This window comes from Sporosarcina sp. SAFN-010, from assembly GCF_059415065.1.
This window is the reverse complement of the sequence record NZ_JBPFDS010000003.1, coordinates 82,397-100,723: the sequence shown is the minus strand read 5'-3', so window position 1 is coordinate 100,723 and position 18,327 is coordinate 82,397. Positions and strand designations below refer to the sequence as shown.

The window sequence follows — 18,327 nt, the reverse complement described above, 5'->3', positions numbered from 1 at the left end:
ATGCGCCTGATCTATAGAACCAATACGTTTTATTATTATCTAAGGGAAGATGCAAGGTGAATACGAACTGTAGTCCCTTCGGTTTCCGAAGAATGGACATGTACTCCATACTTTTTACCATAATAGAGTTTAATACGCTCATCTACATTACGAATGCCGACTCCGCCAAGTTTCGTTGTTTTCTTAGTTTTTTCAACATTCATGTCAACTACGTGAAATCCATCTCCATTATCACGGACAGTCAGAAACAACTCATCTCCCTCTGAAGTGGCAGAAATATTGATCACACCCTGGCGAGAAAGTCCACGTATGCCATGATAGAGAGCGTTCTCTACGATAGGCTGAACAATTAGTTTCGGCATTTCAATATCCCTTACCGTCTCGTCACAGTGGATGTCATACTTCAACTTATCCCCGTACCGTTCTTTTTGGATGAACAAATACCGTTCGACGTGTTGTAATTCGTTCTCTACCGTCGTCAACTCGCTCCCGCCACTCAGTGACAATCTGAAAAATGACGCCAGCGCTTTCGTCAGGCCAATCACTTTTTCATGGTCACCAAACTCCGCCATCCATACGATGGTATCGAGCGTGTTGTATAGAAAATGAGGGTTAATCTGACTATGCAACGCACTGATTTCAGACGTCCGAAGATGCTTTTCTTTCTCCTTAATCTCCTCCATCAGTTTATCGTTTTTGTGCGTCATCGTATTGAAATGATGCGTCAGACTTTGCGCCTCGTAACATCCTTTTGCATCGACCGGAATTTCCTTCAAACCCGTTTCAATATCCTGCATCGCTTGTTCAAGCTTCTGAAATGGTGCCGTGATCCGCCCTGCAAAGACATACACGCTTGTTGCTGCTATCAAAAGCAAAGCAATGCCGACCCAAAAGAAGATTTCAAGCAGCTGTTGCTTGATGGCAAGAAGACTATCTTGAGACGAGATACTGACGAGCATCCAATCTGCATTTTTCAACGAATGAGTATACGTCAACGTATTTTCTTTGGAATCATAGCCCGCTTGGTCATCTACAATCGCCTGCAATTCGCTTTTTTTATCGTCATTTTGGAAATAGGACGGGTCTTCATGATAGACGACTTCTTGATTTTCGTTGAGGATGAACGAAAAACCCGCTTTTCCGAGATCCAAGTCTGCCAAATAGTCTTCAATCACCTCATAATCGAGGTCAATGAGCAGCACGCCTCGGTTTCCCCCAGCTGTATCATTGATTTCCCGACTGATTGAGATAACCCATTTGTCTTTATCCATCGTAAAATCTTGCATGCGGGCAGAAGTTAAGAACGCTTGACCACCATTCATAATCGCCGATCGATACCACGTTTCCTGCATCATATTTGTCGATTTACTCATCGTCAAACCCGCTTCGTTGGACAAAATCTGCCCATCTTTACTCACTATGATAATTGATTTGATGAATTCATCGGAATCGAGCGTTGTATCGATCGTTTTCAATAGGTCACTTTTGACTTCTGGTGCTCTAACGGAATCCGATAAGTATCTGACGAGTTGAGGATTTTCTGCGAGTAAACTCGACACTGCATTCAGCCGATCAATATACAAATCGAGATACATGCCGCTTTGATTCACAGAGGACTTAGTACTCTTCGCAGACTCGCTCAGGAGAATCGAAGAAATGCTTGCGTAAAGAATCCCCGCCATCAGCAACAATGTCAAACCGCTTGCTAGTATATAATGTAGGGCAATTTGTACACGTAATTTTTTGTATGTATTCGCTCGACTCTTCATTCTCTAGACTTCTCCTTAAACTGATTGGGAGACAACGAAAACCGTTTCTTAAAAGCAGCGCTAAAATAATTTGGGTCTTCAAATCCGACGGAAGCCGCAATTTCATACATTTTCATGTCCGTGCTTAGCAGAAGCAACTTTGCCCGATCGAGTCGAACTGCGATCATATACTGTTGAAACGTTGTGCCGAATAATTGTTTGAACAACGTACTGACATAGGATGGACTGAGTGCAAGCTTTGATGCGAGAGTTGCGAGCGAAAACTCGATATTGTCGAAATTCGAATTGATTTCCTGTTGGATTTGATATTTGTATCCTGTCGTTTCTTCTCCGCTATCTTTTGACTGAATGAGTCCATCTACCAGTTTTGTCACTTCTTGTTGACGATGAGCTTCTTGGACTTTACCAATCAGTTTTTGCAACAGTTCTTGGATGTCATTTTTAGAAACGGGCTTTAGTACATAATCGTCGACGCCTGTTTTGAGTGCCGCCACTGCATAGTCGAAATAATCGTATCCCGTAATCATTGCAATTTTCACATTCGGCTTCAACGCTTTCGCGGCGGACGCGAAATCCAATCCATTCATTTTCGGCATGTTGATGTCTGCGAGGATAATGTCCGGTCGGTGCGTTTTGAACAGTTCAAGCGCTTCTTCCCCATTAGCCGCCTCCAGAACTTCAGTAATCGACAAGGCGTCAAAATCGACAAACGAGCGAATACCACGGATTAGAATGGGTTCATCGTCTACTACAAGTAACGTATACATAGGCGTCTCCTTTCATATGTAAAGGTAAAAAACGAAAGGCAGCAACAGCTACCTTTCGTAGTCGTATTTCCAGTCTACCCTACTTCACAAGGCTTGTCAGATAGCCATAGCCTGCGTCTTCCATTTCATCTAGAGGCACAAAATCGATTGCGGCACTATTGATACAATAGCGCAAACCACCTTTATCTTTCGGCCCATCATCAAACACGTGACCAAGGTGACTATCCCCAGCACGACTTCTCACTTCGATCCGCACCATGTTAAAACTCTTATCTTTATGCTCCGTTACGACTTCAGGAATAATCGGTTGCGTGAAACTTGGCCATCCGCATTGTGAATCATATTTGTCTTTTGATGAAAACAACGGTTCTCCCGTTGCAACGTCAATATAGATCCCGTCTTTGAATGTATCCCAGTACTTGTTTGAAAATGCCGCTTCCGTGTCGCTACCTTGCGTTACTTTGTATTGTGCTTCAGTCAGTTTCGCTTTCAACTCTTTGTCACTTGGCTTCGGATAGTCTGCCGGGTCTATCAAAGAAGGAATCTCTTGGTCTTCCAACGAATCGAATTCCACGTGGCAGTAGCCGTTTGGATTTTTCTCCAAGTAATCTTGATGATACTCTTCTGCCAATGTGTAGCTTGTTAGCGGCTCGACCTCGGTTACGATTTCATCGTTAAAACGCGTTTGTTGGTCAGTGACGACTTTCTCGATTACAGCTTTCTCTGCTGAATCTGTATAGAAGACACCCGAGCGGTATTGCGTACCTCGGTCATTGCCTTGTTTGTTCAACGATGTCGGATCAATAATCGTAAAGAAATGATCCAGGATTGTATTCAAATCAGTGCGCTCTGGGTCGTATTGCACATGAACGGTTTCCGCATGACCTGTTTTACCAGCGACAACGTCTTCATAGATTGGATTTTCAGTGGTTCCGTTCGCATAGCCTGAAGTAACATCATAGACACCGTAAACACGTTCCATATAAGCTTCAACGCCCCAGAAACAACCACCCGCTAAGTAAATGTCTTTCAAGTTATTTTCATCGAAAGTCAAATTATCGTTCGGATTTTCAGGATATTTCGAAGAGGCTGCTGCGGTCAGTGAGCCTGTCGAATTGTCGGGTTCTTCCTTGGAGGCATTTCCAAGTGAACAGCCACCTAGAACTAACGCTAGTACAAGCAGTCCAAAAAGATAGTTCAATTTCACGATGCGTCTCCCCTTTGTTTTAGTTTAGTTGATCCATCATCTCTTTGATCTGATTATTCGATAACTGTCCGGCTTGTGTTTTAACGAGTTCCCTTTTTTTATTGATGAACGCAGATGTTGGATAGCCGCGTACTTCGAACTCTTTTACGAGATCTCCACCTTCATCCATTAGGACAGGTAAGTCTTGAACGTTTTCAACGCCTTTATACCATTTCACAAACGCATCTTTTTTCTTTTCGTTGTTGTATCCTGGTGCAACGACGGTCAATACTTCAAAATCCGTGTCTTCTGCAGCAAGTGCATTCACTTCTTCAAGTCCCGCGAGACAGATTGGACACCAAGACGCCCAAAATTTCACGTAGACGTTTTTTCCTTCGTAATCTGCCAAGTTGACGGTGCTACCATCCAAGTCTTCCAGATTGTATAGCGAGTCTTCTGCTTCTCCGGATTTCTCACCAGATGAGCAAGCACCAAGGACAATGACAACAGTGAGTAGAACAAGTAATTTTTTCAACATGCCAAATCCTCCTTCATTGTGGAATAAGTGTTGTAAAGAAATTCAAGTTGTTCGTCATAAGGAAGAGTCCCATCACAACGATGATGATACCTCCGGCAACTTTGACTTTCCCTAAGTGGCGATTAAGCTTTTTCATGCGTTGTAGTAAGAAGTCCGAGAAAATCGAAAGGATGAGAAATGGAATCAGCATACCGAGTGCATAGATGAGCATAAGAAACGCACCGTGTGCTGCTTGCCCTTCGTTCGCCGAAAGTCCAAGTACGGCACCTAAAATCGGACCAATACAAGGCGTCCAACCGAAGCTAAACGTAAATCCGAGGAGATACGTTCCTAGAAAGTCACGTTTTCCACTTCGTTTCAAGTTCACTTTGTTTTCTCGTTCCAAGAACGGAATATGGAACAACCCGATTTGATGAAGTCCGAGTAACACAACGACAATTCCACAGATGGTGATGAAAGTTGTTGTGTTAATGAGTGCGCCTAATGCGCCTGCTCCAAATCCTAGAAGCACAAAGCTGGTTGATAAACCAAAGACAAAGACCATTGTTTTAACAATTAGTCTTGGATGGATACTGAATTTCCCTATCGTAATGAGGCGATTTTGGCGAGTGGATGCTGGGTCTCCTGAGGAGAGGATGGATACGTACACAGGCAATAGCGGCAAGATACAGGGAGAGAAAAAGGACAGAATCCCTGCCGCAAAGACACTGCTGAGTAATACTTGTTCGCCAATCATAATAAGTTCCCTCCCGTCGTAGTGTGTAGTTCTATTGTAGAGGGGTGCGGAAAGAAACCCTATAGACTGACGTTTGGAGTTTCTTAGAATTGATACGGTGAACCACAAAAAGACTGTCCCAAAAGATGAAAATCATCTTTTGGGACAGTCTTTTTAGTTTTGAGGTGGTGTTTATCCAAGAGAAGATAGTTTATTGACTAATGATCGATTTGATGTTTGTTATCACTTCTTGGTTGATGGGATACTGAAAACTTTGGTGTTCTCTGACTGCGGATCCAAAATGGACTTCTGTAATCCCTGTTGCTTCAATAAATCCAGCTAATCCTTCAGGTGTCATACCGTTCCCCGCTAAAATCGTTACTGAGGTATTTTTGGTCTTCTCCACCAATTGCCTGATTTTCTCTACCGATTGAGGAGCAGGTGCTTGGCCGCCTGATGTTAGGATTCGTTGAATTTGAGGGAAGTCACCTATCATATCAACCGCTTTAAGCTGATCTTCAATTTCATCGAACGCTCTATGAAATGTGACATTCAAGTTACCAGCAGCAACTAAAAAACGCTTCAAATTAACGGTATCGACCCGTTGTGTTTCATCCAATATACCGATGACAATCCCTGCAGCTTTTGTCTGTTGAATGTGCCGAATATCCGCAAGCATCACTTGGATATCTTCCTCCGAATAGTTAAACGTTCTACTATGAGGACGGACAATGACGTGGACTGGAATCGAAACTCCCTCAACAACCGCTTCAATCAACCCTAAACTTGGTGTCAATCCACCTTCAGTTAGTGCTGAACATAATTCCAATCGGTCTGCTCCTGCACGTTCAGCTAAAAGAGCATCTTGTAGGCTTGTTGCGATAATTTCTAGTTTCATAGTCGAATACCTCCTTGCAAAGTCAAAAAGTAACCGCCCATTTCCCGAAATAAAGGAACAGAATGAGGGTTACTCGTTTGGTTAACAGTATACGCTAAACTACAAAGTGTTCAAATCATATAGAGATCGTGATTCAAGGAGTAGGTTGAGCAGCTTTCATTTTCTTATATTCACAGTATAACTCAAACACGCTAATCGCCAGAACGATCCATAGAGCAGGACTGGATAAGGACAGACCAACTTGTGAATTGCCTCCCAAAAGGCTGAACACAATGATTAGCCCCATTAGAAAAAACACAGTTGTAACACCCCAAAGGAAATGGGATCTTAATGTATCATTCTTTAGAAGAGGTGTTGTATTGAAGCCAAGAAACAAAATTAGCAGTAAGAATACAATGACTACTGGTTTAGGAATATATATCAAATCGTTTAACTTAGGAAAGAAATCAGTTGCCATTAACATGGTAATGGCAATTATAATAAGTCCAATCGGAATCCAATTCTTATTAATCATATAACACTCCCCCATTATTGGTTATCTACCTTGGTTGCTATCAATAGGTGAAATTATAATTAATAATTGCACTAGTCTTCGCAGTGAAATCTATGTTTAGTTACCTGAGGAGCTGCTGTAATTCATCCGTCATCACTTCAACTAACTCAGGTCTACCATGGAACTGAGCAGGGGTATTTTGAAAAAGCTCAACTCGACAATCATCATTCGTTTTAACAGCAACTAGAGTTTGAAGGGCATTTAGCTTAGGCTCAATATCCGTCTTTCCTGGTGGAATCATACCCGCAATAGCGTGTAAAATTGCGACGTCAGTTCCTAATAACCTAATATCTTTAACCTTAGTTATAAAAGGTGCAGTAGGATGATTTTTAAATATAGGCTCCAGATGCGATAATATTTCTTTTTGTCCAATGACTTTACTACCATCAAATCCAATTTGAACCCCTTGCTCTGCAAATAGATCCGCCATTGCTTGTGCATCACGATTATTCCAAGCAGCTATTAGTTTTTGATAAAGATTTTCGATTTCATTTCGGAACGAATTGTTCATGGTCGCTGCCCCCCTAAAAATATGATGTTTCCACTCTCGATAAATTCTTAAATTCTCACAGAAATTGATATTTTCGCTTTTAAACTGCTAACCTTTTCTATGAAGAAAATTTCATGCTAGTTCTCATTTAATTAGTTCACCAAATTGTTATTAAACAAAAGCATGATATTATGACTGTTTTATTTTTCACATTCTAAAGAATAGTTGCTTGTTACGTTATTGTGAATTTCTAATTTAACTTCACCATTCTTCTCATAACATTGTGCGGTAAAAATATTGATTTCTTTTGTATTGAAATAGCTAGATGAAATGATTAGAAAGAATATTACAAGTAAAGATATTGTCAGTATCCACAAGACTCTTAAGAATTTTTTGTTTCTTAAAACACTCACCATTATACCCCCTCATTATTACTCTACTAAGTTTTAAAAATGATAAACTATTTTAGAGTGACGCTTTGTATAGTCTTACTCAATTAGGACATTCCCGACATATTGCGCACTACCTGCTGAACCGGAGAATTCAACTTCTAATATATAGTTCCCTTTGCAAGCGGGGAATCGAACTTCTCCAAAATCCTTCATTTCGAGTTCAATCCGTTCCTCATCATTCACAAGAGCAGCAGTTATTTGTGGATCTGTCCAAATATCTCCACCATTTTCTTCATTCTCGTAAAAATCTAAAGTAGCGACTTGGTTGGAAAAGACTCTAATTTCGTTTTTAGAGAATCCAAATTCCTGAATGTTTTCTATTGTTTGTTGGACATCTTCACTTGCTGTATTCCAACTAATTGTAGCTTCTGTTAATCGAAAAGAAATAACGTCAAGGTTAACTTGGTGATGGATCTATCCTAATACACTAAAGTCATTATGTAATATATCCCCAAAATCTCAATAACTGAGATATTATTATTTTCAACGACAATCTTTAAATGAGTTGGAACTAATTTTTCTATAGTGATCTGTGCACAAATAGAACTGCTATCTTTTAGATAGACGTAGCAGGTCCGATTGAAGGAGTCTCTCTTAAACACGTAACCTTTATCGCTTTTATGATAAAGCATACGTGGATTCGTGCTTACTTTTGTTCGATCTTCTAATAGAAATACTTCTTCTCCACTACCGGAAGTAATGTACACATCCCACTTTAATTTAAATAAATTCGACTTAAAGGATTGCTCTTTTATTTTTAAAAAGTATTCATCTGTTGAACCAATAATATTTGTAGTACTGCGGAAAGATAACGGCAAATGATTTAGGACTTCATCAAAAGCGCTTTTATACTTTCGCTGAACATAACCAATCTTGGTATGATCCGTGTCATTAATTACTATCATTTTCTCTGTATTTTTCCTGATAGGTAAGACTGTAAAAAATTCCACAAGAGTTCACTTCCTATTTATCTCAATACGATTATGTTCTTTTCTTCTCAACAACTATCCAGCTATAATACACTATCCAAAAAATAATCGGAGCGACAAAAACATATGTAAGATGTTGCTTTGGAAGCGTGAAGAGCAAAATGAGTCCAAAAATCACAAACGGAGGTAGAAGGATGAAATATTTCTTTTGTTGCATGAAGCCGTCTACCTCCTGTCTAATTTCTCAAGCATATCTCCCCCATTTACAGGGTCAAAACCATTCGAACAGATTGCAGAATATGTCCATCGAAGTCTTCTTCAAACTGTTCAATCATCTTGAATCCTTTTGCATCGTAGAACGACTTTCCGATCAAGTTATCTTGTTCAACAGTTATGTAAATCTTTTCAACATTTTTAAGTTGGACAATTCCTTCTTGTAACAAAGCCGTTCCAATTCCACTTCCTTGATACTCTGGATGTAGATAAATCGCAGCTAATTCGGATTCACCAACATCATTCACTGGAGAAAAATTTGCAAAGCCTACAAGGATTCCATCCTGTTCTCCAATAAGCATCAACGAGTGGTCTAAGCGACGCGTCATCATCTCATCATTATAGGCGCTGGATAAAAATCGTTCTTGAACATCATATGGAATGATACCTTCGTAGGTTGCATTCCAGCTAATTTTCGCGACCTCTTGTATTAGTTGAGCGTCTTCTGCCTTCATATTCCGGATCGTACTCTTCATGTAAACCACCCCTATTTTAAAAGTACTTCCATCAATTACAATTACCAACATGATAGTAGAGATTTATTCCAAACGTTCACGACGTTCGCTTAAATACTGTTCATAAGCTTTTTGTACTTTATCTTTTTTCGGAGAGGATGCATGGATTGTTTTATGGATGTCAATTAACATGTACAGCCCCCAGAATAGACATCCTACAACGATTCCAAACGCGAGAACTCCCCCAAACACCGGACCGGCGAAAATCAGTAAAATCGCTCCTAAAATTGTTGCTACTACAATAAAACCAAATAACGCCATTATTATTCTCCTTAAATTTCAAATTCCCGCACTTCTTTAAGAGCATACAATCTGCATTTAAATAAGCACGTACAAAAGTAAAATGAATATCCAAATAAGGGCATAACCAATTTCGAGTAGTACTACTTTTTTGTCCGCTTTATTGATAAGACTTACAACTATATCAACTAGCGACAGAACTGCTACGAATAGAAAAACCCACATTACGTAGTACAAATCGAGATGATTGAAAATCGCCATGAACAAAAAGAATGTCATTCCGATTACCATGAACACCCTGATAAACTTCAGGATTTTGGAGTCAGGCTTATGATCCACCTTTTGAAAAAACGCATTCATTATTCTCCACCTTCATTCGATTGAATTAGCCTAAGTCTATTTCTTGTATGCTTATGTTTTTTATTTTTTCGAATTGCAGTAGCACATCTCTCTGTCATATTAATTGAGAGGACCATAGATTTCTATGAATTCTCCAGTATATGCATTTAAAACAACAGTAGCTTGCTGTGCTTCGTATTCCATTGTGATTTCCCATTTTCGCTTGTTCATAAGTTCACTCCAGAAACCTCGACGCTTCACTAACTCAACACGATTCACTTTCCAAGGAACAACTTGACCTTTTATTTTTGGAAATGATGCTTGCCATTCCTTCGGTGGAGTGACTAGATGTTTTTTCGCTAGGTAGATTGCCTCGTTTGTTTCAAGAATAGGAGATTGGTACGTATATGCGATTCCAAATAAAGCGATGACACATATTGCTAACAAGATTCTTTTCATATAAGAGCTCCTTAAGTTGATTACCTCAGAGGAAACCAAAATCCCAAAACATTGACTGCTTTGATGGATTTATCGTTCAGCTCGATTTCACCTTTAGAAAAAACAGAGTACCAGTTATATGAGTAGCCTTGTATGGAGTACTGTTTCGTTTGTAATTCCATAGTATCCTCACTAACTATTTTCACCACTTCCACACATTCAGTCCCTAAACATTCAATTCCATATGTAGCTTTTAGATAGTCATCAAATTCGTCTGATGAAAAAGGGACACGATAGAGACTAACTACAATTCCTGCTACTAAAATTAGAACGACCTTTTTCAAAGTAGGTAACTTTGCATTTAAAACAAGACCAACTGTACAAATTAGCGTTACCCACAGCGCTGACTGTTCTTGAAAAATTTTGAAGAAGAAAAAGGAACTGATAAGAATAAATAATAAATATCTAGTTAAGAAATCCGTCTTCATTTTTTTAACAATCACAAAATAGGCTATCACGAGCACAACAATGAAGAATGTAAATTGAAGAATGATCAAATATCCCACACCCTTTAAAAGCTTGCCGATTCTGATTCAATTAAATACAATTGGGAAGAATGAAATACTCCCTAAAACAATTAACCAACCGAATGCTGTTAAGAGAACTAATCTTTTTTTCATCAGATTTTCAGCAACCTGATCAAGATTCTTTGTATATTTTCGTATTCCTAGCCCTATCCCCCAAGCACCAACACCAAGAAAACATATGCTTAGAACGAACAACGTGTTCGGAAGCGAGCCCCCTATACTACTCGATATCAAACCGCTCAGGCCAATATACAAAAGTGAAATCACAGCAACCGTATAGCATAACAGGATCCATCTCGTCGTTACATTTCTAGCCATCTCTTCACTCCTAACAAAAAAGAACCTCTTTAGACAATTCTATCCAAAGAGGTTCTGTATAGCAATTCAATTTTTTAACTATTCTTATCAATTCATACGGACAAGGATCTCACTGCATCTTTGATCTGTTTCGAAGCTTTTTCGACGATAGAACGAGAGCATGCGAGGTTCATACGTACAAACCCTTCCCCTCCAGGACCGAATGCTTTTCCCTGGTTCAACGCCACGTGAGCTTTCGATAGGAAGAATGTTTCCAACTCTTCAGGAGTCATTCCAAGCTCTGTACAGTCAATCCATGCTAGGTACGTTGCTTCTAACGGAAGAACTTTCAATGCAGGAATGTTGTCTGCAAAATAATCTGTTACAAATTTCAAGTTCCCTTCAACGTATTCCAACACGTCTTCAAGCCATGGACCGCCATGTGTATATGCAGCTTCTGTTGCGACAGGTCCAAACGAGTTTGGCATGCCGATAGAATTCCGCTCGGTTTCCGTTGTGAATTTCTCACGTAGTCCTTCATTTGGAATAATGATATTGGATGTTTGTAATCCTGCTAGGTTAAAGGTTTTACTTGGTGCCGTGCACGTAATACTGTTTTGTGCGAATTGCTCTGAAAGCGAGGCAAACGGGATGTGACTTCCTTTTTTAAACACTAGATCCGAATGGATTTCATCCGAAATGACTAAAATCCCATGTTCCATACAGATATCCCCGAGATGTTGCAAGTCTTCTTTATTCCAAACGAAGCCACCTGGGTTATGCGGATTACATAGCATTAATAGTTTCACTGACTCATCGATTTTCGAAATGAGATCCTCGAAATCCATTTCATAGGATCCATTCCTATTGATGAGTGGGTTATATACGACTTCGCGATCATTCGTTTCTGTCACTTTCATGAAAGGATAGTAGACAGGTGGTTGCACAATAACTTTATCACCCGGTTTGGTAAAGGCTTGCACCGCTAAGCTCAATGCAGTAACGACACCTGGACTGTGGCAAATCCATTCTTTTTCAATTGTCCAGCTATGGCGAGATTTCATCCAATCAATGATTGACTGGTAATAGCTCTCTTCCCTGATTGTATAGCCGAATATTCCATGAGATGCCTTATCTGCGACAGCTTTTGACACTTCGTCTGGTACTTTGAAATCCATGTCAGCTACCCAAAGGGGCAATAAGTCTTTTTCACCGAACAATGCTTCTGCCCCATCCCATTTAACGCTCGATGATTTCATGCGATCAACAACTGTATCAAAATTGTATTTCATGTGTCATTCTCCCCCTCTATTCATTGCGATTCCGATTCTATTTACCTTATCATCGTATCTTTAACTAGACGAGGTGTACAAAAATCAGCTTATGTACCTCTGTTATAGATATAACATTTCAATTTGTTATTTAATTTTTGGGTAAGTTCTAGTACGATGGATATAATGAGTGAATAGACAAACCGACTAATGCAGATAGATTGAGGAGGTCATTTTTTGAAAAAAATATTGTGTGCCATTTCGATACTATTCGTTTCAATCCTCCTGACAGGATGCAAAGAGAAAGAAACGCCTGGTGATCGAATGCAGGCTTACGTCAGTAATTGGAATGAAAGTAAATTCTCCGAGATGTACAATGAGTTTTTAAATACGGATACGAAAAAAATGTTCGAAGCTGATGAATTTGTGGATCGACAAAAGAAATTGGCAGAGGATTTAGGGATCAAAAACCTGAAAATCACTTACAAAAAACCTAAGGAAGAGAAGGAATGGGACGAGGAAAAGCCAGCTGCCTTCCCAATTCAAATATCAATGGATACCATAGCCGGTCCTATTGAATTCGAAAAGGAATTGACGTGGCACTACGAAACTCATGATGATACAGAAAACTGGTATGCAGGGTGGGATCCGTCTTTCATTCTTCCGAAATTAACGGAAAAAGATAAGATTCAAATCTCAACGATGCCAGCAAAACGCGGAAAAATATTTGACCGGAATGGAAATCCTCTTGCCGTGAATGGGACTGGCTATGAAGCAGGAATCGTTCCAGGTAAGTTTACAGATGAAACAAAAAAAAGCGAGCTGGCTAAACTTCTGAATACAACTGTCGAGTTTATCGATAAGCAGGTCAACCAAAGTTGGGTACAACCCGACTATTTTGTACCGATTGCTCCTGTTTCCAAAAACAATCAAGCATTGTTGGATAAACTCATTACCATCCCTGGGGTCACCTATCAAGAGACAGAAATGCGAGAATATCCGTATGGTGAATCTGCTGCCCATTTAACAGGATATATCGGGAAAATCACCGCTGAATTATTGGAAAAGCACAAAGATGAAGGCTATAAAGAAACGGATTTAATCGGTAGACAAGGTCTTGAACGTATTTTGGAAGATCGGTTGAGAGGAAAAGACGGCGTCGGGATTTATATTAAAGGTCCCGAGTCAGGCGCAACCTTGCAAAAAATAGTAGAGACTGAAGCTGAAAATGGAGAGAATATTTCATTGACGATTGACGCAGAGTTACAGAAAAAGGTTTTCACGTCCATGAAAGGTGAACCAGGCGCAAGTGCTGCGGTGGATCCACAGACAGGCGAAACACTAGCACTCGTCAGCTCCCCTAGTTTCGAACCTACAGAATTCATGTTGGGAATTAGCGGAGAGCGCTATAAAAAACTATCTGAAGACCCACTGAAACCTCTGTTTAACCGGTTTGCAGCGGCTTACGCACCTGGTTCGTCCTTAAAACCCATTACTGCGGCAATTGGCATGGAAAAAGGAACATTGAAACCAGAAAAGGGACTATCGATCACGGGGAAAACGTGGCAAAAGGATTCTTCTTGGGGAGCTTATCGGGTTTCACGACTACATCCGGAAGCACCGAATCCTCTGAACTTAAAAAATGCGCTCATCTATTCTGATAACATTTACTTTGCGCAACAGGCGCTAGCAATTGGCAAGGAAGATTTCATATCTGGTTTAACAAAATTCGGATTTGGTGAAGAGATTCCATTCATGCTCAACATCTCCCCTTCTCAGATTTCGAATGATGGAACGATTGCTTCAGAAGGTCAACTTGCTGATACCTCTTTCGGCCAAGGTCAAATGTTAGCGAATATTTTACATCTTGCAACGATATATGAACCGATTTTAACGAATGGCATTATGTATAAGCCGACGTTATTGTTAGATGATAAAACCCAGCAGGTGTGGAAAGACGGAATTCTAAACAAGGAAACCGCAGATGAGCTGAAACGAGATCTTCGAAGTGTTGTAGTGGATGGCTTTGCCCAAGCAGTCAATATTCCGGACATCCCGATTTCAGGGAAAACAGGGACTGCAGAGTTGAAGACTTCTACAGAGGGCCGAGGACAAGAAAACGGCTTCTTTATAAGTTACAATACAAACAATCCAGCATTTATTCTTGCGATGATGATTGAAAATGTAGAAGATAACGGTGGAAGTGGATATGTCGCTGAGTTTGCTTCAGAAGTGTATAAGGCGAACAACAAAAAATAAGTCAACATTAAAGCAGGGCTGTACTGAAAGGTAGTTAACATGACGTATCAGAACAGCCCCGCTTTTATTTTTTAATGAATAAGGAGCCATTGATCGATTTTTCGACTTCCAAATGATACATACAAAAGTCAAAACGAAAATAATGATAGCAATAAATGTTGAATCCAAAAACAAGTTTTCCTCCCCTTAATCCATACTACTATATAAGAATATTCTTATATGCGAAATATATAATTCACTTTCCTCCCCTGGAGTATGATTTCTAATCAGGCCTAATTATCTTCTTCAGCTTTAGTTAATTGTTCGGCAATGAAATCTTCTTCTTGCTGTTCCGTTAGAATCCCTGTCGCTCTACCTACAGTCCCTCCCTGGAGTTGCCAAATCGCATTGTGATCCTGATCGACTTTGGAAAAATCACCACTTGCCCATCGCTGTAATATTTCCAGATACAGCGGTCCATTCTTTTCAAAACGCTCGTCTTTAGCATTTACCACATCCAACAGTCGACTGACACGTTCAGGCGTCATCAATATAGACGTCCATTTATCTTCAGCTTTCACCTTTTGATGAGACATCGCATGTATCACGACTTGAATATCGTATTCACTCATATTCATCGGAAATTCTTTCTCTACAGGTTGCTTATTCTTTCCATCAATTTGAAGAATCGATGGCTCCGACATCTTTTTCGAATGAGAATTCGTTTGATCACCAGGAAAAACCTTATTGCTATTAAGAGCTAACCCCAGACTTACAACAATCACAATGACGCCAATTGTGATGAATCCAATTTTCTTCAACCAATCACCCCTCATACAAAATCTAATACCTAGATGATAACCTCCGTGGACTGTCAGGCAGCATGTTAGCCAGTAAAATATATACAATTAATGATGCAGGCGTCATAATAAAAATTAGTCTTACGAGAAATGAAGAAATGCCAAAGAATTCTGCGATGCCGCCACAAACACCATGCAGTGAAGAATCAGTTGATGACTTCGTTAGTCGTCTTGTATTCACTTCCGCACCTCCTGCTTATTTTATCTTCAGTATATTCCTTCCATCTATTTTACATAAAATTCTCAATATAATCGAGTAGAATTATCCTGCACACCAAAACCCATCAAACCGTTTAAATGAATCTTTGAAGAAAAGAGGCCGTCAAATGAAAAAAGTTCAAAAACAGTTAGTTATCGGTTCTATATGCTTCACAGGAATCGTTATTGCAAATAGTATCCAAGCAATTTTTTCTCCATACGCTTTTGTAAGGTTTTTAAATATATTCGTCATTATTTTGATATCAGGAGCTCTAGGAGCTTTCATTCGAGAATTCTACATACAAAAGAACATATAGTTTGGGAATAAATAGATTTTTTAAATTGTTATTACTGTTAAATTTCAGTATACTACACATACACGCTCGTTGGATTTGACAAAATTACCTTTCACGAGGAGGTATATATATGAAAAATGGTAAAGAACATGGGCTGTTCTATTGGAGTCTGTCGTATCACAAATAGTTTGTTCGAACAGTTTGGATGATACCAATTGCCCTAATCCTAATTATTGTCCTTCTCAATTCACCGGGGTTTTCACTACTCTTTAAAACAGCTGCAATTTGGGTGTTAACTGCCACATTAGTTCTCCAGCTCGTATACAACTACTTTAGATGGAAACAGGAAACGTGATTTTACCAAAGCTGTTACTACAACAGCTTTGGTTGTTTTTATGTAGGAACGTGCTTCATAAAAAAACAGTCGATGGAAAGGAGTTCTCTCGTGTACTCTCTTTACTGCAGAACCTATCAATTCGCCTACAAAACAGTGGCACAATTTCTTCCTTGGCGGCACCCTCTTTTGTTAGAAGGCAAAAACAGCTTGGCAGAATTACCAAGCTTATTACAACGTCAATCAATTGGAAATGTGATCATAGTTACAGACGCAGGCATTTCACAGCTTGGACTAATGGACCCTCTATTAGAAGGTTTAACTATGTTTGGGATTCAATATGTCGTGTATGATAAAACTGTTCCGAATCCAACGATTGACAACATTGAAGATGCTCTAACACTATATAAGTCTTCCGGGTGTGAAGGGATTATTGCGTTTGGTGGAGGTTCTCCAATGGATTGTGCAAAAGGAGTTGCTGCCCGAGTAGCTCAACCAGGGAAAACACTCGCACAATTGAAAGGTCAACTGAAAATACGTAAAGCAATTCCTCCACTGGTTGCAATTCCAACGACTGCAGGAACTGGAAGTGAAACGACGATTGTCTCAGTTGTCTCTAACAGCGAAACTCATGAAAAGTATGCCATTAACGATCCTGTTCTAACACCGCACTTTGCGGTTATGGACCCACTGTTAACTCTTAATCTCCCGAAACATATTACGTCCGCAACTGGAATGGACGCACTCACCCATGCAGTTGAAGCATATATCGGCAGGAGCAATACACCGCAAACGAAGCAGTGGAGTCGAGAAGCAACGCAGTTAATTTTCGAGAATCTTTATGAAGCTTATCAAAATGGAAATAATATCAAAGCCCGCGCCAATATGCAGCGTGCTTCCTTCCTAGCAGGAAGAGCTTTTACTCGTGCGTACGTTGGCTATATCCACGCCATTGCACACACTCTCGGAGGATTCTATAATGTTCCCCATGGGCTCGCAAATGCAGTCATTATGCCGCATGTACTCGAGTATTACGGTAAAGTTGTACACAAACCGCTAGCAGAGCTGGCAGATATAGCTGGTATCACCGATTCAAGTGATTCTGAAGAAGTAAAATGTAAGAAATTCATTGAAGCCCTTAGACAAATGAATAAAAAGATGGACATTCCTGAAACAATAAGCGGGATTGAAACAACAGACATTCCATTAATGGTGGATCGTGCATATAAAGAAGCGAATCCCCTTTACCCAGTCCCTCGGATTTTGAACAAGAAAGACTTAGAGACACTGTATATATTGATAAAATAATAACTCTTTTTATACGATAAAAGCTGCTCAATTGTACAACTTTCAATACATAAATACGAATGTACCAAACAAAATAACATTGATTCCGAGAGATAAAAAGGCCTAATTCCTCCGTATCTCGAAAGAGGAATTAGGCTTGTGATTTTGATTTTAACCAATCACATTTGATTGTGAAACATTTAAACTTATGTATAAATGACAGTACAACCATTCCATACTGGCAGCCACTTTTACCTTTCAGGTCCGCCTGTACTTGCTTAATAGTTCTTGCGGAATATGACAATAATCATTTGGACATCTATCTAACCTGTCTTGATGTTCTTCTGCACTTTTTACATAGTTTGTAAGAGGCAAAACTTCAACAACTATACGATCAAAATCACTTCTTCCCCTAAGAAATGCTTTCACTTCTTCAAGGTGTTCAGAGACCTCACTATATACGCCTGTTCTGTACTTCTCACCAACGTCCTCACCCTGCTTATTCAAACTGTATGGATCAATAATTTCAAATAAATAGCCCATTAATTCTTTGATTGTTACAACTGTCGAATCAAATTCCGTTTTTACACATTCAGCGTACCCGTCATAGTCACCCACAAGTGTACGACTGTTTCCATTGGCTCTTCCTGCTTCTGTAAACACAACACCCGGTAACGTTTTTATATAAGCCTGTACTCCCCATAAACATCCACCTGCAATATAGACTACTCCCAAATTGACACTCTCCTTTGTTTAAAAAACCCCAAAATTCATCCAAATAAAAAATTAAGTACTATAATTCCTAAGTCAACTATACATTATAATCTCGACAAACTTTCTTATGCTACATTAATCTC

The 18,327-nt window shown here is 39.6% G+C and carries 23 protein-coding genes; 3 read left to right on the top strand and 20 right to left on the bottom strand.

Features of this window, described 5'->3' with window-relative positions:
* Nucleotides 1-35: 35 nt before the first annotated feature.
* The 17 genes from ACR65F_RS05090 to ACR65F_RS05010 all read right to left on the bottom strand — a co-directional run bounded on the left by ACR65F_RS05090 (nt 36) and on the right by ACR65F_RS05010 (nt 12,278).
* Entirely contained in the window at nt 36-1,769 is a 1,734-nt protein-coding gene (locus tag ACR65F_RS05090) for a sensor histidine kinase (RefSeq protein WP_440503507.1), read from the bottom strand.
* Complete coding sequence (locus ACR65F_RS05085; RefSeq protein WP_440503506.1) at nt 1,766-2,536, bottom strand: response regulator transcription factor; 771 nt, start codon at nt 2,534-2,536, stop codon at nt 1,766-1,768. The genes ACR65F_RS05090 and ACR65F_RS05085 overlap by 4 nt, the downstream gene beginning before the upstream one ends.
* A 79-nt stretch (nt 2,537-2,615) precedes the next feature.
* On the bottom strand, nt 2,616-3,743 hold the full coding sequence (msrB, locus tag ACR65F_RS05080; RefSeq protein ID WP_440503505.1) for a peptide-methionine (R)-S-oxide reductase MsrB: 1,128 nt from the start codon (nt 3,741-3,743) through the stop codon (nt 2,616-2,618).
* A gap of 19 nt (nt 3,744-3,762) precedes the next feature.
* A complete protein-coding gene (locus tag ACR65F_RS05075) occupies nt 3,763-4,260 on the bottom strand; it encodes a redoxin family protein (protein ID WP_440503504.1) in 498 nt (165 codons plus the stop codon).
* Between the two features lie 13 nt (nt 4,261-4,273).
* The gene (locus ACR65F_RS05070) at nt 4,274-4,996 is read right to left on the bottom strand and encodes a cytochrome c biogenesis CcdA family protein (protein WP_440503503.1); all 723 of its coding nucleotides are present in this window, start codon (nt 4,994-4,996) and stop codon (nt 4,274-4,276) included.
* Between the two features lie 190 nt (nt 4,997-5,186).
* Nucleotides 5,187-5,873, bottom strand: coding sequence for a copper homeostasis protein CutC (locus ACR65F_RS05065; protein WP_039043212.1), 687 nt, complete (start codon nt 5,871-5,873; stop codon nt 5,187-5,189).
* 133 nt (nt 5,874-6,006) lie between these two features.
* Nucleotides 6,007-6,387 carry a hypothetical protein gene (locus tag ACR65F_RS05060; RefSeq protein ID WP_440503502.1) on the bottom strand — a complete coding sequence of 127 codons (381 nt, stop codon included), beginning with the start codon at nt 6,385-6,387 and terminating at the stop codon, nt 6,007-6,009.
* Nucleotides 6,388-6,487: 100 nt separating this feature from the next.
* Nucleotides 6,488-6,937: an SgcJ/EcaC family oxidoreductase gene (locus tag ACR65F_RS05055; RefSeq protein WP_440503501.1), complete on the bottom strand. Its 450-nt coding sequence runs from the start codon at nt 6,935-6,937 to the stop codon at nt 6,488-6,490.
* Between the two features lie 850 nt (nt 6,938-7,787).
* Nucleotides 7,788-8,318: a tubby C-terminal domain-like protein gene (locus ACR65F_RS05050; RefSeq protein ID WP_440503500.1), complete on the bottom strand. Its 531-nt coding sequence runs from the start codon at nt 8,316-8,318 to the stop codon at nt 7,788-7,790.
* Between the two features lie 31 nt (nt 8,319-8,349).
* On the bottom strand, nt 8,350-8,514 hold the full coding sequence (locus ACR65F_RS05045) for a hypothetical protein (protein WP_185736932.1): 165 nt from the start codon (nt 8,512-8,514) through the stop codon (nt 8,350-8,352).
* Nucleotides 8,515-8,560: 46 nt separating this feature from the next.
* On the bottom strand, nt 8,561-9,046 hold the full coding sequence (locus ACR65F_RS05040) for a GNAT family N-acetyltransferase (protein ID WP_440503499.1): 486 nt from the start codon (nt 9,044-9,046) through the stop codon (nt 8,561-8,563).
* Nucleotides 9,047-9,109: 63 nt separating this feature from the next.
* Nucleotides 9,110-9,346, bottom strand: a complete 237-nt coding sequence (locus tag ACR65F_RS05035) for a hypothetical protein (RefSeq protein WP_440503498.1) — start codon at nt 9,344-9,346, stop codon at nt 9,110-9,112.
* Nucleotides 9,347-9,403: 57 nt separating this feature from the next.
* On the bottom strand, nt 9,404-9,685 hold the full coding sequence (locus ACR65F_RS05030) for a hypothetical protein (protein ID WP_440503497.1): 282 nt from the start codon (nt 9,683-9,685) through the stop codon (nt 9,404-9,406).
* Between the two features lie 99 nt (nt 9,686-9,784).
* Nucleotides 9,785-10,123 carry a hypothetical protein gene (locus tag ACR65F_RS05025; protein ID WP_039043205.1) on the bottom strand — a complete coding sequence of 113 codons (339 nt, stop codon included), beginning with the start codon at nt 10,121-10,123 and terminating at the stop codon, nt 9,785-9,787.
* A gap of 20 nt (nt 10,124-10,143) precedes the next feature.
* The gene (locus tag ACR65F_RS05020; RefSeq protein WP_039043204.1) at nt 10,144-10,659 is read right to left on the bottom strand and encodes a hypothetical protein; all 516 of its coding nucleotides are present in this window, start codon (nt 10,657-10,659) and stop codon (nt 10,144-10,146) included.
* 36 nt (nt 10,660-10,695) lie between these two features.
* Nucleotides 10,696-11,007 (bottom strand): hypothetical protein, encoded by a 312-nt coding sequence (locus ACR65F_RS05015; RefSeq protein WP_039043203.1) that lies wholly within the window; start codon nt 11,005-11,007, stop codon nt 10,696-10,698.
* Between the two features lie 92 nt (nt 11,008-11,099).
* Nucleotides 11,100-12,278 (bottom strand): MalY/PatB family protein, encoded by a 1,179-nt coding sequence (locus ACR65F_RS05010; RefSeq protein ID WP_440503496.1) that lies wholly within the window; start codon nt 12,276-12,278, stop codon nt 11,100-11,102.
* Between the two features lie 216 nt (nt 12,279-12,494).
* Between ACR65F_RS05010 and ACR65F_RS05005 the strand changes: the two genes are divergently transcribed.
* Entirely contained in the window at nt 12,495-14,516 is a 2,022-nt protein-coding gene (locus ACR65F_RS05005; RefSeq protein WP_039043201.1) for a penicillin-binding transpeptidase domain-containing protein, read from the top strand.
* A gap of 272 nt (nt 14,517-14,788) precedes the next feature.
* Here ACR65F_RS05005 and ACR65F_RS05000 read toward each other — a convergent pair whose 3' ends face one another.
* Together ACR65F_RS05000 and ACR65F_RS04995 are read right to left on the bottom strand one after the other, a co-directional pair.
* Nucleotides 14,789-15,316 (bottom strand): DUF6241 domain-containing protein, encoded by a 528-nt coding sequence (locus ACR65F_RS05000; RefSeq protein ID WP_440503495.1) that lies wholly within the window; start codon nt 15,314-15,316, stop codon nt 14,789-14,791.
* 22 nt (nt 15,317-15,338) lie between these two features.
* The gene (locus tag ACR65F_RS04995) at nt 15,339-15,536 is read right to left on the bottom strand and encodes a PspC domain-containing protein (RefSeq protein WP_440503494.1); all 198 of its coding nucleotides are present in this window, start codon (nt 15,534-15,536) and stop codon (nt 15,339-15,341) included.
* 145 nt (nt 15,537-15,681) lie between these two features.
* Between ACR65F_RS04995 and ACR65F_RS04990 the strand changes: the two genes are divergently transcribed.
* On the top strand, nt 15,682-15,870 hold the full coding sequence (locus ACR65F_RS04990; protein WP_440503493.1) for a hypothetical protein: 189 nt from the start codon (nt 15,682-15,684) through the stop codon (nt 15,868-15,870).
* Nucleotides 15,871-16,294: 424 nt separating this feature from the next.
* Nucleotides 16,295-17,491: an iron-containing alcohol dehydrogenase gene (locus ACR65F_RS04985; protein WP_440503492.1), complete on the top strand. Its 1,197-nt coding sequence runs from the start codon at nt 16,295-16,297 to the stop codon at nt 17,489-17,491.
* Nucleotides 17,492-17,728: 237 nt separating this feature from the next.
* Here the strand turns inward: ACR65F_RS04985 and ACR65F_RS04980 are convergent, their stop codons facing one another.
* The gene (locus tag ACR65F_RS04980; RefSeq protein WP_440503491.1) at nt 17,729-18,205 is read right to left on the bottom strand and encodes a peptide-methionine (S)-S-oxide reductase; all 477 of its coding nucleotides are present in this window, start codon (nt 18,203-18,205) and stop codon (nt 17,729-17,731) included.
* Nucleotides 18,206-18,327: the final 122 nt, after the last annotated feature.